This window comes from Enterobacter chuandaensis, assembly GCF_003594915.1.
In the GTDB taxonomy this organism is placed as follows: domain Bacteria; phylum Pseudomonadota; class Gammaproteobacteria; order Enterobacterales; family Enterobacteriaceae; genus Enterobacter; species Enterobacter chuandaensis.
The window spans coordinates 25,480-47,778 of sequence record NZ_QZCS01000005.1 but is presented as its reverse complement, the minus strand read 5'-3'; the positions used below and the strand labels follow the sequence as shown (position 1 = coordinate 47,778).

At 52.8% G+C, this 22,299-nt stretch carries 17 protein-coding genes and 2 tRNA genes; 12 read left to right on the top strand and 7 right to left on the bottom strand.

Going from position 1 to position 22,299, the window contains the following annotated elements:
- The first annotated feature begins 68 nt into the window (after positions 1 to 68).
- Genes D5066_RS09815 through narI form a run of 4 tightly spaced genes read left to right on the top strand, consistent with a single transcriptional unit; the run spans position 69 to position 6,728 of the window.
- Entirely contained in the window at positions 69 to 3,812 is a 3,744-nt protein-coding gene (locus D5066_RS09815; RefSeq protein WP_080329357.1) for a nitrate reductase subunit alpha, read from the top strand.
- Positions 3,809 to 5,344, top strand: coding sequence for a nitrate reductase subunit beta (gene narH, locus D5066_RS09810; RefSeq protein WP_119915826.1), 1,536 nt, complete (start codon positions 3,809 to 3,811; stop codon positions 5,342 to 5,344). The genes D5066_RS09815 and narH overlap by 4 nt, the downstream gene beginning before the upstream one ends.
- Entirely contained in the window at positions 5,341 to 6,051 is a 711-nt protein-coding gene (gene narJ, locus D5066_RS09805; protein WP_119915825.1) for a nitrate reductase molybdenum cofactor assembly chaperone, read from the top strand. Before narH ends, narJ begins: the two co-directional genes overlap by 4 nt.
- Positions 6,051 to 6,728 (top strand): respiratory nitrate reductase subunit gamma, encoded by a 678-nt coding sequence (gene narI / locus D5066_RS09800; protein WP_021240339.1) that lies wholly within the window; start codon positions 6,051 to 6,053, stop codon positions 6,726 to 6,728. The genes narJ and narI overlap by 1 nt, the downstream gene beginning before the upstream one ends.
- Here narI and D5066_RS09795 read toward each other — a convergent pair.
- Positions 6,725 to 7,621, bottom strand: coding sequence for a DMT family transporter (locus tag D5066_RS09795; RefSeq protein WP_119915824.1), 897 nt, complete (start codon positions 7,619 to 7,621; stop codon positions 6,725 to 6,727). The genes narI and D5066_RS09795 overlap by 4 nt on opposite strands.
- Positions 7,622 to 7,728: 107 nt before the next feature.
- On the opposite strand from D5066_RS09795, the gene D5066_RS09790 reads away from it, so the two are divergent.
- Complete coding sequence (locus tag D5066_RS09790) at positions 7,729 to 8,172, top strand: Lrp/AsnC family transcriptional regulator (protein ID WP_041909598.1); 444 nt, start codon at positions 7,729 to 7,731, stop codon at positions 8,170 to 8,172.
- Positions 8,173 to 8,288: 116 nt separating this feature from the next.
- On the opposite strand, the gene D5066_RS09785 is transcribed toward D5066_RS09790, so the two are convergent.
- The 4 genes from D5066_RS09785 to D5066_RS09770 all read right to left on the bottom strand — a co-directional run bounded on the left by D5066_RS09785 (position 8,289) and on the right by D5066_RS09770 (position 10,001).
- A tRNA-Tyr gene (locus tag D5066_RS09785) sits at positions 8,289 to 8,373 on the bottom strand.
- A gap of 36 nt (positions 8,374 to 8,409) precedes the next feature.
- Positions 8,410 to 8,494: transfer RNA gene (locus D5066_RS09780), tRNA-Tyr, on the bottom strand.
- 159 nt (positions 8,495 to 8,653) lie between these two features.
- Entirely contained in the window at positions 8,654 to 9,496 is an 843-nt protein-coding gene (purU, locus tag D5066_RS09775) for a formyltetrahydrofolate deformylase (RefSeq protein WP_003856715.1), read from the bottom strand.
- A 46-nt stretch (positions 9,497 to 9,542) separates the two neighbouring features.
- The gene (locus tag D5066_RS09770; protein ID WP_080329353.1) at positions 9,543 to 10,001 is read right to left on the bottom strand and encodes a YchJ family protein; all 459 of its coding nucleotides are present in this window, start codon (positions 9,999 to 10,001) and stop codon (positions 9,543 to 9,545) included.
- A 114-nt stretch (positions 10,002 to 10,115) separates the two neighbouring features.
- On the opposite strand from D5066_RS09770, the gene rssA reads away from it, so the two are divergent.
- The 3 genes from rssA to galU all read left to right on the top strand — a co-directional run bounded on the left by rssA (position 10,116) and on the right by galU (position 13,232).
- Positions 10,116 to 11,018 (top strand): patatin-like phospholipase RssA, encoded by a 903-nt coding sequence (rssA, locus tag D5066_RS09765; protein ID WP_119915823.1) that lies wholly within the window; start codon positions 10,116 to 10,118, stop codon positions 11,016 to 11,018.
- 91 nt (positions 11,019 to 11,109) lie between these two features.
- Positions 11,110 to 12,123: a two-component system response regulator RssB gene (rssB, locus tag D5066_RS09760; RefSeq protein ID WP_119915822.1), complete on the top strand. Its 1,014-nt coding sequence runs from the start codon at positions 11,110 to 11,112 to the stop codon at positions 12,121 to 12,123.
- Positions 12,124 to 12,323: 200 nt separating this feature from the next.
- On the top strand, positions 12,324 to 13,232 hold the full coding sequence (gene galU / locus D5066_RS09755) for a UTP--glucose-1-phosphate uridylyltransferase GalU (protein WP_080329350.1): 909 nt from the start codon (positions 12,324 to 12,326) through the stop codon (positions 13,230 to 13,232).
- Between the two features lie 199 nt (positions 13,233 to 13,431).
- Here the strand turns inward: galU and hns are convergent, their stop codons facing one another.
- Positions 13,432 to 13,845 (bottom strand): histone-like nucleoid-structuring protein H-NS, encoded by a 414-nt coding sequence (gene hns, locus D5066_RS09750; RefSeq protein WP_008502781.1) that lies wholly within the window; start codon positions 13,843 to 13,845, stop codon positions 13,432 to 13,434.
- A gap of 547 nt (positions 13,846 to 14,392) precedes the next feature.
- Between hns and tdk the strand changes: the two genes are divergently transcribed.
- A complete protein-coding gene (gene tdk / locus D5066_RS09745; protein WP_080329349.1) occupies positions 14,393 to 15,007 on the top strand; it encodes a thymidine kinase in 615 nt (204 codons plus the stop codon).
- Positions 15,008 to 15,072: 65 nt separating this feature from the next.
- Here tdk and adhE read toward each other — a convergent pair whose 3' ends face one another.
- Complete coding sequence (gene adhE, locus D5066_RS09740) at positions 15,073 to 17,751, bottom strand: bifunctional acetaldehyde-CoA/alcohol dehydrogenase (protein WP_119915821.1); 2,679 nt, start codon at positions 17,749 to 17,751, stop codon at positions 15,073 to 15,075.
- Between the two features lie 479 nt (positions 17,752 to 18,230).
- On the opposite strand from adhE, the gene D5066_RS09735 reads away from it, so the two are divergent.
- The 3 genes from D5066_RS09735 to oppB all read left to right on the top strand — a co-directional run bounded on the left by D5066_RS09735 (position 18,231) and on the right by oppB (position 22,285).
- Positions 18,231 to 18,878 (top strand): YchE family NAAT transporter, encoded by a 648-nt coding sequence (locus tag D5066_RS09735; protein ID WP_119915820.1) that lies wholly within the window; start codon positions 18,231 to 18,233, stop codon positions 18,876 to 18,878.
- 771 nt (positions 18,879 to 19,649) lie between these two features.
- The gene (gene oppA, locus D5066_RS09730; protein ID WP_080329347.1) at positions 19,650 to 21,281 is read left to right on the top strand and encodes an oligopeptide ABC transporter substrate-binding protein OppA; all 1,632 of its coding nucleotides are present in this window, start codon (positions 19,650 to 19,652) and stop codon (positions 21,279 to 21,281) included.
- Between the two features lie 83 nt (positions 21,282 to 21,364).
- Positions 21,365 to 22,285 (top strand): oligopeptide ABC transporter permease OppB, encoded by a 921-nt coding sequence (oppB, locus tag D5066_RS09725; protein ID WP_028013429.1) that lies wholly within the window; start codon positions 21,365 to 21,367, stop codon positions 22,283 to 22,285.
- Positions 22,286 to 22,299 lie beyond the last annotated feature (14 nt).

Genomic DNA, 22,299 nt, shown 5'->3' with positions numbered 1-22,299 from the left:
GCGTTACCTTCGCTGCAAATCAGCAATGTCGATTTAGAGAGCCACAGGCTCCATACAGGAGATACCCGATGAGCAAATTTTTGGACCGGTTTCGCTACTTCAAACAGAAGGGTGAAACTTTTGCCGATGGGCACGGCCAGGTTCTGGATACCAACCGGGACTGGGAAGACGGTTACCGTCAGCGCTGGCAGCATGACAAAGTCGTCCGTTCTACCCACGGCGTGAACTGCACTGGCTCATGTAGCTGGAAGATTTTCGTTAAAAACGGTCTGGTGACCTGGGAAATGCAGCAGACTGACTATCCGCGCACCCGTCCGGACATGCCTAACCACGAACCGCGCGGCTGCCCGCGTGGTGCCAGCTACTCCTGGTATCTCTACAGCGCCAACCGCCTGAAATACCCGCTGATGCGCAAACGCCTGATGAAGATGTGGCGTGAAGCGAAAGTTCAGCACAGCGATCCGGTTGATGCCTGGGCGTCCATTATTGAAGATGCCGACAAAGCAAAAAGCTTCAAGCAGGCTCGCGGTCGCGGTGGCTTCGTTCGCTCATCCTGGAAAGAGGTGAACGAGCTGATTGCCGCCTCCAACGTCTACACCGTCAAAACCTACGGTCCTGACCGCGTGGCGGGCTTCTCGCCCATCCCGGCGATGTCGATGGTTTCTTACGCCTCCGGCGCGCGTTACCTGTCTCTTATCGGCGGTACCTGCCTGAGCTTCTACGACTGGTACTGTGACCTTCCGCCTGCCTCTCCGCAGACCTGGGGCGAGCAGACCGACGTGCCGGAATCCGCCGACTGGTACAACTCCAGCTACATCATCGCCTGGGGCTCAAACGTTCCGCAGACCCGTACCCCGGACGCGCACTTCTTTACTGAAGTCCGTTACAAAGGCACCAAAACCGTGGCGGTCACCCCGGACTACGCGGAAATCGCCAAGCTCTGCGACCTGTGGCTGGCGCCGAAACAGGGTACCGATGCCGCGATGGCAATGGCGATGGGCCACGTCATGCTGCGTGAGTTCCACCTTGATAAGCCAAGCCAGTACTTCACCGACTACGTGCGTCGCTACACCGACATGCCAATGCTGGTGATGCTCGAAGAGCGTGACGGCTACTATGCCGCTGGCCGCACGCTGCGCGCTGCCGATCTGGTGGATGCGCTGGGCCAGGAAAATAACCCTGAGTGGAAAACCGTTGCCTATAACAGCAACGGCGAGCTGGTGGCGCCTAATGGCTCAATCGGCTTCCGCTGGGGCGAGAAGGGCAAGTGGAACCTTGAGCAACGCAACGGCACCACAGGTGAAGAGACCGAACTGCGTCTCAGCATGCTGGGTAGCCAGGACGAGATCGCTGAGGTCGGCTTCCCGTACTTTGGCGGTGAAGGTTCAGAGCACTTCAACAAGGTTGAACTGAAAAACGTTCTGATGCATAAGCTGCCGGTTAAGCGCCTGCAGCTGGCCGACGGTTCTACCGCGCTGGTCACCACCGTTTATGACCTGACCATGGCGAACTATGGCCTGGAGCGCGGTCTGAACGACGAAAACTGCGCAACCGGCTATGACGACGTGAAGGCCTACACCCCGGCCTGGGCAGAGCAGATCACCGGCGTACCGCGCGCGCAGATCGTTCGTATCGCTCGCGAATTTGCGGAAAACGCCGACAAGACCCACGGTCGCTCCATGATCATCGTCGGTGCTGGTCTGAACCACTGGTATCACCTCGATATGAACTATCGCGGTCTAATCAACATGCTGATCTTCTGCGGCTGCGTCGGTCAGAGCGGCGGCGGCTGGGCGCACTACGTGGGCCAGGAAAAACTGCGACCGCAGACCGGCTGGCAGCCGCTGGCGTTTGCCCTCGACTGGCAGCGTCCGGCTCGTCACATGAACAGCACCTCGTACTTCTATAACCACTCCAGCCAGTGGCGCTACGAGACGGTGACTGCCCAGGAGCTGCTGTCGCCGATGGCGGATAAATCCCGCTACAGCGGCCACCTGATTGACTTCAACGTGCGTGCTGAACGCATGGGCTGGCTGCCGTCTGCGCCTCAGCTGGGCACTAACCCGCTGCGCATTGCGGAAGCGGCGAAGCAAGCGGGCATGTCACCGGTGGATTACACCGTGAAATCCCTGAAGGATGGCTCAATTCGTTTCGCGGCAGAACAGCCTGAGAACGGTAAAAACCATCCGCGTAACCTGTTCATCTGGCGCTCCAACCTGCTGGGCTCGTCCGGTAAAGGCCACGAGTACATGCTGAAATACCTGCTCGGTACCGAAAACGGTATTCAGGGTAAAGATCTCGGCAAGCAGGGCGGCGTGAAGCCAGAAGAGGTGGAGTGGAAAGACAACGGTCTCGACGGCAAGCTGGATCTGGTGGTGACGCTGGACTTCCGTCTGTCCAGCACCTGCCTGTACTCCGACATTGTGCTGCCGACCGCCACCTGGTACGAAAAAGACGACATGAATACCTCGGATATGCATCCGTTTATTCATCCGCTGTCTGCGGCCGTTGACCCGGCGTGGGAATCAAAAAGCGACTGGGATATCTACAAAGACATCGCGAAGAAATTCTCTGAAGTTTGCGTAGGCCACCTGGGCAAAGAGACCGACGTGGTGACGCTGCCAATCCAGCACGACTCCGCCGCCGAACTGGCGCAGCCGCTGGACGTGAAGGACTGGAAAAAAGGCGAATGCGACCTGATCCCGGGCGTGACCGCACCGCACATCATTCCGGTTGAACGTGACTACCCGGCGACCTACGAGCGCTTTACCTCTATCGGCCCGCTGATGGAGAAAATCGGTAACGGCGGAAAAGGGATCGCGTGGAACACCCAGAGCGAAATGGATCTGCTGCGCAAGCTCAACTACACCAAAGCGGACGGTCCGGCGAAAGGCCAGCCAATGCTGAACACGGCGATTGATGCAGCAGAGATGATCCTGACCCTGGCACCGGAAACCAACGGCCACGTTGCCGTAAAAGCCTGGGCGGCGCTGAGTGAGTTTACCGGTCGTGACCATACGCACCTGGCGACGAATAAAGAGGAAGAGAAAATCCGCTTCCGCGATATCCAGGCTCAGCCGCGCAAGATTATCTCCAGCCCGACCTGGTCAGGCCTTGAAGATGAGCATGTGTCCTATAACGCCGGTTATACCAACGTTCACGAGCTGATCCCGTGGCGTACCCTGTCTGGTCGTCAGTCGCTGTATCAGGATCACCAGTGGATGCGCGACTTCGGTGAAAGCCTGCTGGTGTATCGTCCGCCAATCGACACCCGCTCCGTGAAAGCGGTAATGGGCGCGAAATCGAACGGTAACCCGGAGAAGGCGCTGAACTTCCTGACGCCGCACCAGAAGTGGGGTATCCACTCTACCTACAGCGACAACCTGCTGATGCTGACGCTGTCGCGCGGCGGTCCGATTGTCTGGATGAGCGAAACGGACGCCAAAGATCTGGGTATCGAAGATAACGACTGGATCGAAGTGTTCAACAGCAACGGTGCCCTGACGGCGCGTGCGGTGGTGAGCCAACGCGTACCGGCCGGGATGACCATGATGTACCACGCGCAGGAACGTATCGTGAACCTGCCGGGTTCAGAAATTACCGAGCAGCGCGGCGGGATCCACAACTCCGTGACCCGTATTACGCCGAAACCGACCCATATGATCGGTGGCTATGCACAGCTGGCCTACGGCTTTAACTACTACGGCACCGTAGGATCGAACCGCGATGAGTTCGTGGTGGTACGTAAGATGAAGAATATTAACTGGTTAGACGGCGAAGGTAATGACCAGGTACAGGAGAGCGTAAAATGAAAATTCGTTCACAAGTCGGCATGGTGCTGAATCTGGATAAATGCATCGGCTGTCATACCTGCTCGGTCACCTGTAAAAACGTCTGGACCAGCCGCGAAGGTATGGAGTACGCGTGGTTCAACAACGTGGAAAGCAAGCCGGGCACCGGCTTCCCGACCGACTGGGAAAACCAGGAGAAGTGGAAGGGCGGCTGGATCCGTAAAATCAACGGCAAGCTGCAGCCGCGCATGGGTAACCGCGCGATGCTGCTGGGTAAAATTTTCGCTAACCCGCACCTGCCGGGCATTGAGGATTACTACGAGCCGTTTGACTACGACTACCAGAACCTGCACAACGCGCCGGAAAGCAAACACCAGCCGATCGCTCGTCCTCGCTCGCTGATCACCGGTCAGCGCATGGATAAAATTACCAGCGGTCCAAACTGGGAAGAAATTCTGGGCGGCGAGTTCGAAAAGCGCGCCAAAGACCAGAACTTCGAGAACATGCAGAAGGCGATGTACGGCCAGTTCGAAAACACCTTCATGATGTATCTGCCGCGCCTGTGCGAGCACTGCCTCAACCCGGCATGCGTGGCGACCTGCCCGAGCGGCGCCATCTACAAGCGTGAAGAAGACGGCATCGTGCTGATTGACCAGGACAAGTGCCGCGGCTGGCGTATGTGCATCACCGGCTGCCCGTACAAAAAAATCTACTTCAACTGGAAGAGCGGTAAGTCTGAGAAGTGCATCTTCTGCTATCCGCGCATCGAAGCCGGTATGCCGACCGTCTGCTCAGAGAGCTGCGTAGGCCGTATTCGCTACCTTGGCGTGCTGCTGTATGACGCAGACGCGATTGAAAATGCGGCGAGCACCGAGAACGAGAAAGATCTGTATCAGCGTCAGCTGGACGTGTTCCTCGATCCGAACGATCCGAAGGTGATTGAGCAGGCGCTGAAAGACGGCATTCCGCAGAGCGTGATTGACGCGGCGCAGCAGTCTCCGGTGTACAAAATGGCGATGGACTGGAAGCTGGCCCTGCCGCTGCACCCGGAATACCGCACCCTGCCGATGGTCTGGTACGTGCCGCCGCTGTCGCCGATTCAGTCTGCGGCGGACGCGGGCGAGCTGGGCAGCAACGGCATTCTGCCGGACGTGGAAAGTCTGCGTATCCCGGTTCAGTACCTGGCTAACCTGCTGACCGCAGGCGATACCCAGCCGGTTCTGCTCGCGCTGAAACGTATGCTGGCGATGCGTCACTTCAAACGTGCGGAAACCGTTGACGGTGTGAACGACACCCGCGCGCTGGAAGAGGTTGGCCTGACCGAAGCGCAGGCGCAGGAGATGTACCGCTACCTGGCGATTGCTAACTACGAAGACCGTTTCGTGGTGCCGAGCAGCCACCGTGAGCTGGCCCGCGAAGCCTTCCCGGAAAAAAATGGCTGTGGCTTTACCTTTGGCGACGGTTGCCACGGGTCAGACAGCAAATTCAACCTGTTCAACAGCCGCCGCATCGACGCCATGGATGTGACCAGCAAAACGGAGCCGCACCAATGATTGAACTCGTCATTGTTTCGCGTCTGCTCGAGTATCCGGATGCTGCGCTTGCGCAGCATCAGCAGGAACTCTTTGATGCACTCGCGTCATCTGAAAATCTGGATAAAGAGGATGCCCAGGCGCTGGGCGTTTTCCTCCGGGATCTGCTGGCGCGCGATCTGCTCGATGCCCAGGCGGACTACAGCCAGCTGTTCGATCGTGGCCGCGCGACGTCGCTGCTGTTGTTTGAACATGTTCACGGGGAATCCCGCGACCGCGGCCAGGCGATGGTGGATTTAATGGCTCAGTACGAACAGCACGGCCTGCAACTGGACAGCCGCGAGCTGCCGGATCATCTGCCGCTGTATCTGGAGTACCTTGCGCAGCTGCCAAAAGAAGAGGCGCTGGGCGGTCTGCAGGACATCGCGCCGATACTGGCGCTGCTCGGCGCGCGTCTTCAGCAGCGCGAGAGCCGCTATGCGGTGCTGTTCGATCTGCTGGTGAAGCTGGCAAACGCCGCGGTTGACAGTGAAAAAGTGGCGGAGAAAATCGCGGACGAAGCCCGCGACGACACCCCACAAGCGCTGGACGCGGTCTGGGAAGAAGAGCAGGTGAAATTCTTTGCTGACCAGAACTGCGGCGAGTCTGAAATCTCCGCTCACCAGCGTCGTTTTGCCGGCGCGGTTGCCCCGCAATATTTGAATATCTCTAACGGAGGACGGCACTAATGCACTTCCTGAATATGTTCTTCTTTGACATTTACCCGTATATCGCGGGCACCGTGTTCCTGGTGGGAAGCTGGCTGCGTTACGATTACGGCCAGTACACCTGGCGTGCCGCCTCCAGCCAGATGCTGGATCGCAAAGGGATGCACGTCGCGTCTAACCTGTTCCACATCGGGATTCTGGGGATTTTCGCCGGCCACTTCCTCGGGATGCTGACGCCGCACTGGATGTACGAAGCGTGGCTGCCGATTGAAGTGAAGCAGAAGATGGCGATGATCGCAGGCGGTGCTTGCGGCGTGATGACCCTGGTGGGCGGCCTGCTGCTGCTGAAACGTCGTCTGTTCAGCCCGCGCGTGCGTGCTACCACCACCGCAGCGGACATCCTGATCCTCTCCCTGCTGATGGTGCAGTGTGCGCTGGGCTTGCTGACCATTCCGTTCTCGGCGCAGCATATGGACGGAAGTGAGATGATGAAGCTGGTAGGCTGGGCGCAGTCCGTGGTGACCTTCCACGGTGGCGCGTCTGAGCACCTGGACGGTGTGGCGTTTATTTTCCGCGTTCACCTTGTGCTGGGCATGACGCTGTTTGTGCTGTTCCCGTTCTCCCGTCTGGTGCACATCTGGAGCGCGCCGGTGGAGTACCTGACGCGCAAATACCAGATTGTACGCGCCCGTCGCTAATTCGTCGTTTTGATACTCACCCCGCACTCGCGGGGTTTTTTTTCGCCCCAGCCCAGGTTGTTGCCCGCTGCTGCAAACAGGATCAATGCGCCGCCCGCAAGCTGCGTCAGGTTCAGCGAGTGTCCGAACACCACATTATCGACAACAATGGCGACCACGGGATAAATAAACGACAGCGAGCCGGTAACAGGCGTGGGCAGCTTCTGGATCGCGCTATACAAGAGCTGGTACATAATGCCGGTATGGACGATGCCGAGCGTCAGCAGGATCGGCCAGGGAAAATCACCGGAAAATGACGGCATGCTGGCAAGCGGCAGAAGCATCACCACGCCCGTCAGCACCTGGATAAAGGCGATGTGCTGCGGTGCGATGGTTTTCAGTTTCCGCGCAATGATTGCCGTCAGCGCGTAGAAGAAAGCCGCTGACAGCGCCAGACCGATTCCGGTGAGCCATTCACTGCCATGCGCGCCGGTTAGCTCACTGGAGAGCAATACCACCACGCCACCGAAGGCGAGGAATAGCCAGCCCCATTTGACCAGGCTGACGCGTTCACCTAAAAACATCCCCATCAGGACCAGCATAAACGGCTGGGTGTTATAGACCACGGTTGAGAGGCCAATAGAGATACGTTCATAGGCCGCGAAGAGCAGCAGCCAGTTCACCACTAAAGCCACGCCGCCGAGAATCGCCAGCAGCAGCGAGGTGCGGGTGAGGGGGCTAAAGGGCTTTTGACTTACCCGGATAAAAATAAAAAGCGCTATAGCCCCAATAAGACAGCGCCAGAACACCACTTCCGTCACCGGCAGACCGCTGAGCAAAACAAACGCGCCGATAGAGCCGGAAATTAACATCGCCAGGCTCATCTGCCAGACGCCTTTATGTAAATCACGCATCATTCACCTCCTGATTAATAACGCTATTGTCGAAAATCGCTGTCGGGTTTAACAGGGGTGAGATAAGGTTGAAGGTGTTAACTGCTTTTTTAAATTAGGTGAAACGAGTGGAATACCTTATTGATGATATCGATCGGCAAATTTTAGCCTGCCTGGTAGAAGATGCGCGCATGTCTTTGAAGGTGCTCAGCGGCCGAATCGGCCTGACTTCCCCCAGCACGGCAGAACGCCTGAAAAGGCTGGAAGAGCGCGGTGTGATTCAGGGGTATGGCGCACGGGTGAACCTCGCGGCGCTGGGGTATACCCTGCAGGCGCTGGTGCGCGTGCGGCCTTTGCCGGGGCTGTTGCATAAGGTAGATAAATACATCCAGGCGATGCCGGAGTGTATTGAGAGCGACAAGGTGACCGGGGAGGACTGCTTCGTCATCAGGCTGGTGGTGCGATCGATAGAGCAACTGGATGCGCTGCTGGACGGGCTGGCGGAGCATGCCCAGTGTAATACGTCGATTGTGAAAAGTTCGCCGGTGAAGCGTCGTTTGCCGCCAATGTAGTCGTCTGTCGCCCGGTGGCGGCTGCGCCTTAACCCGGCCTACGGATAATTCCTTCCCCGTTACGGGAATATATGATGTTCAGCGCGAACGGAAAGTTTAGCGTCATTTGGAAGTGATGGTGGTGGGGGAAGGATTCGAACCTTCGAAGTCGATGACGGCAGATTTACAGTCTGCTCCCTTTGGCCGCTCGGGAACCCCACCACGGGGTAATTCAAATTTTGAGGTCGTGCTGAGAGATGGTGGTGGGGGAAGGATTCGAACCTTCGAAGTCGATGACGGCAGATTTACAGTCTGCTCCCTTTGGCCGCTCGGGAACCCCACCACGGGGTAATACTTTTTTTACTGGCCTGCTTCCTGCTGGAAGCGGGGCGCATCATATCAAATGAGACGCCCCTGTAAAGCATTCCTTTAGGGAAATGAAGTTGTTTGCCTGCTTTTTATCCGCAAAGGCGCAAAGCTAATCAATTCATTTTCCGAAAGATTAAAGAATGATGGTTCTGTTACCGTAGACAAAGACACGCTGCGCCAGCACCTGATACAGCGCGCGGCTCAGTACATTCTTCTCAACGTCACGTCCGGCGCGCATCATATCTTCTGCGGTGTAGGTGTGATCCACGTGAATGACGTCCTGCATGATGATGGGACCTTCATCCAGATTGTCATTTACGTAGTGTGCGGTAGCGCCAATGATCTTCACGCCGCGCTCGTACGCCTGGTGATAAGGACGCGCGCCAATAAAGGCCGGCAGGAACGAGTGGTGAATGTTGATAATTTTGTTCGGGAAGCGGGCCACGAAGGAAGGCGTCAACACGCGCATGTATTTTGCCAGCACCACGTAGTCTGGGTTATGCGCTTCAATGGCAGCAGCCATCAGGTTGTCGTGCTCTTCACGGGTGTGGCCCTCATGGCTCACCAGCTCAAACGGGATATCAAACCGTTCAACCAGCGTACGCAGGGTTTCATGGTTGCCGATTACGGCAGCAATTTCCACATCAAGGCCACCGTAGTTGGCTTTCATCAGCAGATCGCCCAGGCAGTGAGCCTCCTTCGTCACCAGAATCACAATGCGACGGCGGCCCGCAGGATTCAGCTCACGCACGGAGCCCTCCGGCAGCGCGCTGTCCAGATCGGCCAGCAGGGTGGTGTCGTTGAAAATGCCTTCCAGCTCGGTACGCATGAAGAAACGACCGGTACGGTGGTCAACGAACTCGTTGTTCTGCACGATATTCAGTTCATGCTTGTAACAAATGTTGGTAATTCGTGCGATAAGCCCTTTTTGATCGGGGCAGATAGTGCGCAGAACTTTACGTTGTAATGATTGCATCGCCGGGAAATCCTGTTTGTATTTGCGAAGTCTGGGTTGTCAGGCGTTACTGCCCGCAACACTTTTTAAATTTTTTACCTGAACCACAAGGGCAGGGATCGTTACGACCAAACTGTGGGCGCGTACCGTCAATATAATACCACTGCCCGCTTTCCTTTAAGAACCGGGAACGCTCGATAATGGCGCCGGGCTTATTGTTCTCGGTGAAACGGGCAACAAAGCTGACAAAGCCTTCGTCGTCATGGCTGCCGGGGGACGATTCAAAGACGGTAAGCCCAAGCCAATGGGTGTTGGCGAACCCGGCTTCGATCTCCTGTCTGAAATCGGCGGCGTGGCAGGACGGATGCCAGGTTTTTATCAGGTAGTCTGCGTCTTTGATCACAAAAGCAGTATACCGTGAACGCATGAGGTGTGACGGGTCCGGTGCAACCTGATCGCCAGAAAGATATCGCTGGCAACATAGGCTATACTCCAGAGCGCTACCACAGGGGCAGAGTTGAGACACGATTCTCTTCCTGGAACAAAAAATAAGGGCGTAAAACGCTTCGGGTAGCGCTATGTTAACTGAGCAGTTGCGTTGACGCTATGTCAGGAATCCAGGGGAAGTAAAACAGGGCTAATGAGAAAGGTTAAAATTGGACTGGCGCTGGGCTCAGGTGCAGCCCGGGGATGGTCTCATATCGGCGTTATTAATGCCTTAAACAAGATGGGCGTTGACGTTGATATCGTTGCAGGGTGTTCAATCGGATCGCTTGTCGGCTCTGCCTACGCGTGCGGCAAGCTCCCGGAACTTGAAAGCTGGGTGCGCTCCTTCAGCTATTGGGATGTGCTGCGTCTGATGGACCTCTCCTGGCAGCGCGGTGGACTGTTGCGCGGTGAACGCGTCTTTAACCAGTTCCGCCAGGTTATGCCTCTCGAAGACTTCACTGATTGTCAGATGCCATTCGGCGCCGTCGCAACCAATCTCAGCACAGGCCGTGAACTCTGGCTCACCGAAGGGGATATTCACCTTGCCGTGCGTGCTTCGTGCAGTATCCCTGGATTAATGGCCCCTGTACCCCATAACGGTTACTGGCTTGTCGATGGTGGCGTCGTTAACCCGGTCCCCATCTCTCTGACGCGTGCCATGGGGGCCGACATCGTTATCGCCGTGGATTTACAGCACGACGCTCACCTGATGCAGCAAGACCTTATGCCGGTCAACCTCCAGAACGAAGATGCCGAAGTCGAGAAGCTTGCCTGGCACGCACGTTTGCGCGGAAGAATTGGCCGCCTCGCCGCACGACGCTCAATAGCTGCACCGACGGCGATGGAAATTATGACCACCTCAATTCAGGTTCTTGAGAATCGCCTTAAGCGTAACCGTATGGCAGGCGATCCTCCGGATATTCTTATTCAGCCATACTGTCCGCAAATCTCTACCCTTGATTTCCATCGGGCTGAGGCCGCCATCGCAGCGGGCTCGCTAGCCGTCGAAAAGAAAATAGATGAGTTGCTGCCTTTTGTGCGAACCGCACGTTAAGCACCTTTTTTTGACTACTTCAGCAAAATCTGACAGGCGATAGTGCCGATAGCATGCCACTATTTAGTAACTGTCAGCCAGGGGAGGAACCATGACGCAGCCATTGGCCGGAAAACACATTTTGATTGTTGAAGACGAGCCCGTTTTCCGATCGCTACTGGATTCGTGGTTATCATCACTGGGAGCAAACACTTCTCTGGCTGAAGATGGCATCGATGCGCTGGAAAAAATGACTCGCATCACGCCCGACCTGATGATTTGCGACATCGCGATGCCGCGAATGAATGGACTCAAGCTGGTTGAGCATCTTCGCAATGAGGGCGATCAGATGCCCATTCTGGTGATCTCGGCGACAGAGAATATGGCGGATATTGCTAAAGCTTTGCGGCTGGGCGTTCAGGATATCCTGCTTAAACCCGTTAAGGATCTCAACCGGCTGCGTGAAACGGTATTAGCCTGTCTTTATCCAAATATGTTTAATTCCCGGGTTGAGGAAGAGGAACGTCTTTTTCAGGACTGGGATGCGCTGGTGAGTAATCCACCTGCCGCGGCGAAACTGTTGCAAGAACTTCAACCTCCCGTGCAGCAAACTATTTCCCACTGCCGCGTAAATTATCGTCAGCTGATGGCAGCTGACCAGCCCGGGCTGGTGCTGGATATCGCGCCGCTGTCGGATTCTGATCTCGCATTTTATTCTCTGGATGTCACACGTGCAGGGGATAATGGCGTATTAGCCGCATTGTTACTTCGTGCGCTATTTAATGGTTTATTGCAAGAACAGTTATCGCATCAGGGGCAACGGCTTCCTGAGTTAGGCAGTTTACTCAAACAGGTAAACCAGCTTTTTCGCCAGGCTAATTTGCCCGGACAGTTTCCACTGTTGGTCGGTTATTACCACAGTGGCTTAAAGAATCTTATCCTCGTTTCAGCAGGTCTCAACGCGTCACTGAATACCGGCGAACATCATATTCAGGTAAGTAACGGCGTGCCGCTTGGGACACTGGGAACGGCGTATCTTAATCAAATTAGCCATCGCTGTTCCTCCTGGCAGTGCCAAATTTGGGGCGCCGGAGGACGGCTACGCTTAATGTTGTCCACGGAATAAGCAATTGGATCTTAATTTTAAGATTGCTTTACCTGTGTTTTCTCGGGAGTGCTACTATCGCTGCCCAGATTCATGCGTATTTGTCCTAATTGATCGGCAACGCGTTCTTTTCAGACCCGGATTGCGGGGCGAGGCTGATATACTCAACGCGTTATTTATTGCATAAAAGTTCAAAACTTGAACAGCTCAGGAGAATTTGAATGGCTGCCCTAAATTCGAAAGTCAGAAAGGCCGTCATCCCGGTAGCGGGATTGGGGACCAGGATGTTACCAGCAACTAAGGCGATCCCTAAAGAGATGCTGCCTCTGGTTGATAAGCCATTAATCCAGTATGTCGTTAACGAATGTATCGCGGCTGGCATTACTGAAATTGTGCTGGTTACGCATTCATCAAAAAACTCTATCGAAAACCACTTCGATACAAGTTTTGAACTCGAAGCCATGCTGGAAAAACGCGTTAAGCGTCAGCTGTTAGAAGAAGTTCAGTCTATTTGCCCTCCACACGTTACTATTATGCAGGTTCGTCAGGGGCTGGCGAAAGGTCTGGGCCACGCGGTTATGTGCGCACATCCTGTTGTGGGTGATGAGCCTGTCGCGGTCATTCTGCCTGACGTTATTCTGGATGAATACGAATCCGATCTTTCTCAGGATAACCTGGCTGAGATGATCCATCGCTTCGACGAAACGGGCTGCAGCCAAATCATGGTTGAACCTGTTGAAGACGTGACGGCTTACGGTGTGGTTGACTGCAAAGGCGTGAACCTTGAGCCAGGCGAAAGCGTGCCAATGGTTGGTGTTGTAGAGAAGCCTAAAGCTGCCGTGGCGCCGTCTAATCTGGCGGTAGTGGGTCGCTATGTCCTGAGTGCTGAAATCTGGCCTCTGCTGGCGAAAACGCCTCCAGGAGCGGGTGATGAAATCCAGCTGACGGATGCCATTGATATGCTGATCGAGAAAGAGACCGTTGAGGCTTACCATATGAAAGGTAAGAGCCATGACTGCGGTAATAAGCTCGGTTATATGCAGGCATTCGTTGAATATGGCATTCGCCACAACACGCTGGGTGAAGAATTTAAAGCCTGGCTCAAAGAGAGTATGGGTATTAAGAAATAACCCTGGGTGTAAATGTCTGAAACCGGTGTGGCACTCCCCACCGGTTTTTTTATGCCCGTAAGACGCCAGGAGATGCCTGATTGTAAGCAAAGCTAAATAGCCGAATAACGCTTTATGACGGAGTGTAAGAGGATGTTTGCGATAAATTGTGGTTAAAAAAAATCCCGCATAAAGCGGGATTTTTCTGAATTCAACAAGATTAATCCTTGATCAGGAAGTCATCCAGCTGTTTACCTTGCTCATCCATGGCTTTCTTGATTACAGCAGGAGTGCGGCCCTGGCCAGTCCAGGTTTTAGTTTCGCCGTTCTCGTCAACGTAGCTATATTTAGCAGGACGGGCAGCGCGTTTTGCTTTGGTGCCGGTTTTAGCTGCAGCCATGCTGTTCAGCAATTCATTTGGATCGATACCATCAGCAATCAGCATTTCACGATATTGCTGCAGTTTACGTGTACGCTCTTCGATTTCAGCAGCAGCAGCGCTTTCTTCTTCACGGCGTTCATTAACTACAACTTCTAATTTTTCCAGCATTTCTTCGAGCGTTTCAAGGGTACATTCTCTTGCCTGCGCACGAAGAGTACGGATGTTGTTCAGAATTTTAAGTGCTTCGCTCATTGTAGTAATCTCAAACTTATAATGGGGGGTGGTTTGTTGACCTAATAATAGAGCCATAAATTCAGTTGTGCAATAGCCAGCAATGTAAGGAATTCAAAAAATACTAAATAAAGCCGCTATTATTAATTACGCTAACTTAAATTTCCTCGTCGCCAGTCTCGCTTGTTATCACGTAAACCTGCTTAACCCGGCCGCTTGCATCTTTTTTTGTGACATTTACCGCAGGAATTATAGTTGCGGCGGATAAATATCAGCCTTTTGTATTAGTTCCAGGCAGCAGCGTTAAGGCTGGAATAGTTAATAAATAGTGAATTTTAATGAACGCGGATTCCACTATAAAAAGAAGTGTTATGTTTGGCTAACCATATAACATATTCCCCAGCGCAACTGACTTTACTCTCTGTTTTAACGGATTATTTTCGTTAAAACAGGGCGTGTTGTCTCGCTCTGTGCGGCATCGTCTGTGCGGCCTGTCACTGATGACCAGACAAAATATGGTACAATGACTCATCGGGAATATTACACATTGATTAGGGTTTTACGGCCAATGGCACAACTTTATTTCTACTATTCGGCAATGAATGCAGGGAAATCCACCGCACTGCTGCAATCCTCCTACAATTACCAGGAGCGGGGGATGCGTACCGTTGTATATACGGCTGAAATCGACGATCGCTTCGGTGCAGGGAAGGTGAGTTCCAGAATAGGCCTCTCGTCGCCTGCCAGGCTATTTAACCCGCAAACTGACCTGCTGGAGGACATCCGGGCTGCGCATACTTCAGAGCCCATTCATTGCGTTCTGGTTGATGAGAGTCAGTTCCTGACGCGAGAACAGGTTCATGCGCTCTCAGAAGTGGTCGATGAGCTTGATATCCCCGTCCTTTGCTATGGCTTGCGTACGGACTTCCGCGGGGAGCTGTTTGCAGGAAGCCAGTATTTGCTCGCCTGGTCGGATAAACTGGTTGAACTGAAGACTATCTGCTTCTGCGGCCGCAAAGCCAGCATGGTGCTGCGTCTCGACCAGGCCGGAAAACCTTATGCGGATGGTGAGCAGGTGGTGATAGGCGGTAATGAGCGCTATGTGTCGGTCTGCCGTAAGCATTATAAGGAAGCGTTGTCCGTAGGCTCGCTGACGGCGATTCAGCACGATAACCGAAAATAATATCTGCTGTTATTCAGACATAAAAAAACCCGCCATTCAGGCGGGTTTTTTCATCAGGCTGTCAGTTAAGCGCTTTTCTTCGCTTTCTTATCAGCTTTAATGACCGGAGCTTCTGTTTTAACAGCTGCAACGTCACCTTCTTTGAACTCACGACCGTAGTAGGTATCCAGCAGAATCTGTTTCAGCTCGGAGATCAGTGGGTAGCGCGGGTTAGCACCTGTACACTGGTCATCGAATGCATCTTCAGACAGCTTGTCTACGTGAGCAAGGAAGTCAGCTTCCTGAACGCCTGCTTCACGGATAGATTTAGGAATACCCAGTTCAGCTTTCAGGCTTTCCAGCCATGCCAGCAGTTTCTCAATCTTCGCAGCAGTACGGTCGCCCGGTGCGCTCAGACCAAGGTGGTCAGCGACTTCAGCATAACGACGACGTGCCTGCGGACGGTCGTACTGGCTGAACGCAGTCTGCTTGGTTGGGTTGTCGTTGGCGTTATAGCGGATAACGTTGCTGATCAACAGGGCGTTCGCCAGACCGTGAGGAATGTGGAACTGAGAACCCAGTTTGTGTGCCATAGAGTGGCAAACACCCAGGAAGGCGTTTGCAAACGCGATACCGGCGATGGTTGCTGCACTGTGGACGCGTTCACGTGCTACAGGGTTTTTAGAACCTTCGTTGTAGGACGCTGGCAGGTTTTCTTTCAGCAGTTTCAGAGCCTGCAGAGCCTGACCGTCAGAGAACTCAGACGCCAGCACAGAAACGTAAGCTTCCAGCGCGTGAGTCACCGCATCCAGACCACCGAACGCACACAGTGATTTCGGCATTTCCATGACCAGGTTGGCATCAACGATAGCCATATCTGGCGTCAGCGCGTAGTCAGCCAGTGGATATTTCTGACCGGTTGCATCATCTGTTACTACCGCGAATGGCGTCACTTCAGAACCGGTACCGGAAGTGGTGGTGACTGCGATCATTTTCGCTTTCACGCCCATTTTCGGGAACTTGTAGATACGTTTACGGATGTCCATAAAGCGCAGCGCCAGCTCTTCGAAGTGGGTTTCCGGATGTTCGTACATAACCCACATGATTTTCGCGGCGTCCATTGGGGAACCACCACCCAGTGCGATAATCACATCTGGTTTGAAGGAGTTAGCCAGCTCAGCGCCTTTGCGCACAACGCTCAGGGTAGGGTCAGCTTCAACTTCAAAGAACACTTCAGTTTCAACGCCAGCCGCTTTCAGTACAGAGGTGATCTGGTCAGCGTAGCCGTTGTTGAACAGGAAACGGTCAGTCACGATGAGCGCACGTTTGTGGCCATCAGTAATCACTTCATCCAGCGCGATTGGCAGAGAGCCACGGCGGAAGTAAATAGATTTCGGAAGTTTGTGCCACAACATGTTTTCAGCTCGCTTAGCAACGGTTTTCTTGTTGATCAGGTGTTTAGGACCAACGTTTTCAGAGATGGAGTTACCACCCCAGGAACCACAACCCAGAGTCAGGGAAGGTGCGAGTTTGAAGTTATACAGGTCGCCGATACCACCCTGAGAAGCAGGGGTGTTAATCAGAATACGGGCAGTTTTCATCATCTGGCCGAAGTGGGCAACACGCTCAGGCTGGTTATCCTGGTCGGTATACAGACATGAAGTGTGACCGATACCGCCCATGGCAACCAGCTTCTCGGCTTTCTCTACCGCGTCTTCGAAGTCTTTCGCACGGTACATAGCAAGCGTTGGAGACAGTTTTTCGTGAGCAAACGGCTCGCTTTCGTCGACAACTTTAACTTCACCGATCAGGATCTTGGTGGTTGCCGGAACGGTAAAGCCTGCGAGTTCAGCGATCTTATAGGCCGGCTGACCCACGATAGCGGCGTTGAGCGCGCCATTTTTCAGGATGATGTCCTGAACCGCTTTCAGCTCTTTGCCTTGCAGCAGGTAGCCGCCGTGGCTCGCGAAACGTTCGCGTACTGCATCGTACACGGAATCAACAACAACAACAGACTGTTCAGATGCACAGATAACGCCGTTATCGAAGGTTTTAGACATCAGAACAGATGCAACAGCACGTTTGATGTCAGCGGTTTCATCGATAACAACTGGGGTGTTACCGGCGCCTACACCGATTGCTGGTTTACCGGAGCTATATGCTGCTTTAACCATACCAGGACCACCGGTCGCCAGAATCAGGTTAATGTCCGGGTGATGCATCAGCGCGTTGGACAGCTCAACAGAAGGTTGGTCGATCCAGCCAATCAGATCTTTTGGCGCGCCCGCAGCAATTGCTGCCTGCAGAACGATGTCTGCTGCTTTATTTGTCGCGTCTTTCGCACGTGGATGTGGAGAGAAGATGATTGCGTTACGGGTCTTCAGGCTGATCAGTGATTTGAAGATAGCCGTTGAAGTTGGGTTAGTTGTTGGAACAATACCGCAAATGATGCCGATAGGTTCGGCGATGGTGATAGTCCCGAAGGTGTCGTCTTCAGACAGAACGCCACAGGTTTTCTCATCTTTATAGGCGTTGTAGATATACTCTGAAGCAAAGTGGTTTTTGATCACTTTATCTTCAACGATACCCATGCCAGATTCGGCAACGGCCATTTTAGCGAGAGGGATTCGAGCATCTGCAGCAGCCAGAGCGGCCGCGCGGAAGATTTTATCAACCTGTTCTTGGGTGAAATTGGCATATTCACGCTGGGCTTTTTTAACGCGCTCGACGAGGGCGTTCAGTTCAGCGATATTAGTAACAGCCATAATGCTCTCCTGATAATGTTTAAACTCTTTTAGTAAACCAGCGCTCGATACGTCAGACAGTATAGACAGTGCCAATACGACTTGCGTTACATAAAGTAAAACAAAGAGTTACTTTATGCTCCAGTACACTAATTTACTAAAAGAGCCTTACCTTAGCATCATCCCTTTTTGTCAGGTGACCTCCCTGGGGGCGTAATCAAGATTACTCACTTCTGAGTACGAAAATCATGATCTGCGTCAATTTTCTACCAAGCTGATACCTTTCAGCAGGGTTATTTAATGGATATTTTTCCACTGTTAATTAATTAAGTAACTATTGGAAGTGGCGCTATCATTGACTCAACATATGTTTAACATTCTGAAATGCTAACGTTTTGGCACAGATTTCTGGTGAAGTATGCTAATAAAAAGCGTATCTTCAGCGCGATTTTTCATGACAACGTAGTCAGTCCCGGGCATGCGCAATAGCGGAGCAAAACGTGATCCAATCGCTCTTTGATTTTCCAACGTATTTCAAATTTTTTATCGGTTTGTTTGCCCTGGTCAATCCGGTGGGGATCATCCCTGTCTTCATTAGTATGACCAGTTACCAGACGGCGGCGGCCCGGAACAAAACCAATCTTACCGCTAACCTGTCTGTGGCGATCATTTTGCTCACTTCGTTGTTTCTCGGTGACGCTATTCTTCAGCTCTTCGGCATCTCGATCGATTCCTTCCGTATTGCCGGCGGCATCCTGGTGGTGACCATTGCGATGTCCATGATCAGCGGTAAGCTGGGTGAGGACAAACAGAATAAGCAGGAGAAGTCGGAGACCGCTATCCGCGAAAGTATCGGCGTGGTTCCGCTGGCGCTACCTCTGATGGCGGGGCCGGGTGCCATCAGTTCTACCATTGTCTGGGGCACGCGCTACCATAGCCTCATGCACCTGATTGGTTTTTCGGTTGCCATTGCCGTTTTCGCGCTCTGTTGCTGGGGCGTATTCCGAATGGCGCCGTGGCTGGTGCGCTGGCTGGGGCAGACCGGCATTAACGTTATTACGCGTATCATGGGTCTGTTGCTGATGGCATTAGGGATTGAGTTTATCGTCACGGGTATTAAAAGCATTTTCTCCGGCTTGTTACACTAATATTTCATATGAAAGAACGGCGCTGCGGCGCCGTTTTTTTTACGTAATTATCAGCAAATCATATAACTAAAGTTGAAATGCTCACATATCATAATAAATTCTACTAATAATGTTCATCTCATATATTTCATAGAGTTATGCATTTCGCTACGGCCCGCCTGCACATAAAATCTTCGAACGATCTGTTATTTTACTCACATGATACTCTGGGGCTTGCTGAGAGATAACCGAAATGATATTAGTAATTTCAACATTCCGTTAGACGAATGTGCTAAATAATAATCAATTGTTAAATTATTGTACAAAACCACTCGATGATAGCGCAGCGACGCGCTTGTAGAGATGATTTTCTCTATATTATTGAATATCATGTCTTTTTAGTGATATTCAACGTCTGGAAGGGCTGCCACCAATGCTACAGCACTCACTGTAAAAGAGAATTGCTTAACAAATTTGCAAAATGTATTGGCGCGTGATTACGCCATTTGATACTTTCCGGCCTACTATTTTGCAGCATAAAACAATCAGATGAGAATTATTTTCATATAGTCCTCTTCTCAGATATCCAGCACAGGTCTCAAACAGGGGAGGCCTGTAAAGAATCGACGCAAGACGGCCATACGAGCGGTCAGTAATAAAAAAAGTCGGTGATAGCAAGAAGTAAAAAAAGAACCTGACAGCAGCAAAAAAACTCCTGCGCTGTACAGGCCCCAACAGGGGATTAGACAGCTGGCGAAAGCCAGTAATTATAATGAGTGGAGTACCAACACAATGTCCATCATCACAAAAAAAAATCTGGTAGCGGCGGGGATTTTAACTGCGCTAATCGCGGGCAACGCTGCAATGGCTGCGGACGTGCCTGCAGGTGTGCAACTGGCTGAGAAGCAGACGCTGGTGCGTAACAACGGTGCGGAAGTGCAATCTCTTGACCCGCATAAAATTGAAGGTGTTCCTGAGTCGAACGTTAACCGCGATCTGTTCGAAGGTCTGCTGGTCACTGACGTAGACGGCCACCCGGCACCGGGTGTGGCAGAAAAGTGGGAAAATAAAGATTTCAAAGTCTGGACTTTCCATCTGCGTAAAGATGCCAAATGGTCCGACGGAACACCGGTTACCGCCGAAGATTTCGTGTATAGCTGGCAGCGCCTGGCGAACCCAAATACCGCCTCTCCTTATGCGAGCTATCTGCAGTATGGCCACATCGCCAATATCGATGACATCATCGCCGGTAAAAAACCGGTCACCGACCTGGGCGTGAAGGCAATCGATGCCAATACCTTTGAAGTGACGTTGAGCGAACCTGTTCCGTACTTCTATAAGCTGCTGGTTCACCCGTCCGTCTCCCCGGTACCAAAATCCGCTGTAGAAAAATTTGGTGAAAAATGGACGCAGCCTGCCAATATCGTGACCAACGGCGCCTATAAGCTGAAAGACTGGGTGGTCAACGAACGTATGGTGCTGGAGCGTAACCCGCAGTACTGGGATAACGCGAAGACCGTGATTAATCAGGTCACCTACCTGCCAATTTCTTCCGAAGTGACCGACGTTAACCGCTACCGCAGCGGTGAAATCGACATGACTTATAACAACATGCCGATTGAACTGTTCCAGAAGCTGAAAAAAGAGATCCCGAAAGAAGTTCACGTCGATCCGTACCTGTGTACCTATTACTACGAAATCAACAACCAGAAAGCACCGTTCACCGACGTACGCGTTCGTACTGCGCTGAAGCTGGCACTGGATCGCGATATCATCGTGAACAAAGTGAAAAACCAGGGCGATCTGCCGGCGTACAGCTATACGCCTCCTTATACCGATGGAATGAAACTGGTTGAGCCTGAATGGTTCAAATGGTCTCAGGAAAAACGCAACGAAGAAGCGAAAAAACTGCTGGCTGAAGCAGGGTATACCGCAGACAAGCCTCTGACCTTCAACCTGCTTTACAATACGTCAGATCTGCATAAAAAACTGGCGATTGCCGTCGCGTCTATCTGGAAGAAAAACCTGGGCGTGAACGTTAAGCTGGAAAACCAGGAATGGAAAACCTTCCTCGATACGCGTCATCAGGGAACCTTCGACGTGGCGCGTGCAGGCTGGTGTGCGGACTATAACGAACCGACATCCTTCCTGAACACCATGCTCAGCGACAGTTCAAACAACACGGCGCACTATAAGAGCCCGGCGTTCGACAAGATCATCGCTGAAACGCTGAAAGTGTCTGACGATGCGCAGCGCGCAGATCTGTACGCGAAATCAGAAGAACAGCTCGATAAAGACTCTGCAATTGTACCGGTTTACTACTACGTTAACGCCCGCCTGGTGAAACCGTGGGTAGGGGGTTATACCGGTAAAGACCCGTTGGATAATATTTCCGTTAAGAATCTTTATATTATCAAGCATTAATGGCAATACGTGGGGCAGGCCTGGCTTGCCCCACTGTGTCTACTTTGTAACATTCATCAGGCACACGCCAGAAGGTACGGGCAATGTTGAAATTTATCCTGCGTCGCTGTCTAGAAGCGATACCAACGTTATTTATTCTAATTACGATTTCCTTCTTTATGATGCGTCTCGCACCGGGAAGTCCATTTACCGGTGAACGTACGTTGCCGCCAGAAGTCATGGCCAACATCGAAGCGAAGTATCACCTGAACGATCCCATCACCACCCAATACTTCAACTATCTGAAGCAGCTGGCGCACGGTGATTTTGGACCGTCATTTAAATATAAAGACTATTCCGTTAACGACCTGGTGGCCTCCAGCTTCCCGGTATCGGCAAAACTGGGTGCTGCGGCATTCATTCTGGCCGTCGTTCTCGGGGTCACCGCAGGCGTTATCGCCGCGCTCAGACAAAATACCAAATGGGATTATGCCGTAATGGGGGTGGCAATGACCGGGGTAGTCATACCCAGCTTCGTTGTCGCGCCATTACTGGTGATGATATTTGCCATCACGCTGAAATGGCTGCCCGGTGGCGGCTGGAACGGCGGGGCATTGAAGTTCATGATTTTGCCGATGGTGGCATTATCGCTGGCGTACATCGCCAGTATTGCGCGTATTACCCGTGGTTCAATGATCGAAGTGCTGCACTCTAACTTCATTCGTACCGCGCGCGCGAAAGGGCTGCCGATGCGCCGGATTATCTTCCGCCACGCGCTCAAGCCAGCGCTGCTGCCTGTCCTTTCCTATATGGGACCGGCATTCGTCGGCATCATTACGGGTTCAATGGTCATTGAAACGATATATGGCCTGCCGGGCATTGGTCAGCTGTTTGTTAACGGGGCGCTTAACCGTGACTACTCGCTTGTTCTGAGCCTCACGATCCTCGTGGGCGCGCTGACCATTCTCTTTAACGCCGTTGTCGATGTGCTGTATGCCGTTATCGACCCGAAAATCCGTTACTAACGCTGGAGCACGCC

Coding starts and splice junctions, on each gene's coding strand:
- D5066_RS09815 (WP_080329357.1), top strand. CDS start 69: ATGAGCAAATTTTTGGACCGGTTTCGCTACTTCAAACAGAAGGGTGAA.
- narH (WP_119915826.1), top strand. CDS start 3,809: ATGAAAATTCGTTCACAAGTCGGCATGGTGCTGAATCTGGATAAATGC.
- narJ (WP_119915825.1), top strand. CDS start 5,341: ATGATTGAACTCGTCATTGTTTCGCGTCTGCTCGAGTATCCGGATGCT.
- narI (WP_021240339.1), top strand. CDS start 6,051: ATGCACTTCCTGAATATGTTCTTCTTTGACATTTACCCGTATATCGCG.
- D5066_RS09795 (WP_119915824.1), bottom strand. CDS start 7,621: ATGCGTGATTTACATAAAGGCGTCTGGCAGATGAGCCTGGCGATGTTA.
- purU (WP_003856715.1), bottom strand. CDS start 9,496: ATGCAATCATTACAACGTAAAGTTCTGCGCACTATCTGCCCCGATCAA.
- rssA (WP_119915823.1), top strand. CDS start 10,116: ATGAGAAAGGTTAAAATTGGACTGGCGCTGGGCTCAGGTGCAGCCCGG.
- rssB (WP_119915822.1), top strand. CDS start 11,110: ATGACGCAGCCATTGGCCGGAAAACACATTTTGATTGTTGAAGACGAG.
- galU (WP_080329350.1), top strand. CDS start 12,324: ATGGCTGCCCTAAATTCGAAAGTCAGAAAGGCCGTCATCCCGGTAGCG.
- hns (WP_008502781.1), bottom strand. CDS start 13,845: ATGAGCGAAGCACTTAAAATTCTGAACAACATCCGTACTCTTCGTGCG.
- tdk (WP_080329349.1), top strand. CDS start 14,393: ATGGCACAACTTTATTTCTACTATTCGGCAATGAATGCAGGGAAATCC.
- adhE (WP_119915821.1), bottom strand. CDS start 17,751: ATGGCTGTTACTAATATCGCTGAACTGAACGCCCTCGTCGAGCGCGTT.
- oppA (WP_080329347.1), top strand. CDS start 19,650: ATGTCCATCATCACAAAAAAAAATCTGGTAGCGGCGGGGATTTTAACT.
- oppB (WP_028013429.1), top strand. CDS start 21,365: ATGTTGAAATTTATCCTGCGTCGCTGTCTAGAAGCGATACCAACGTTA.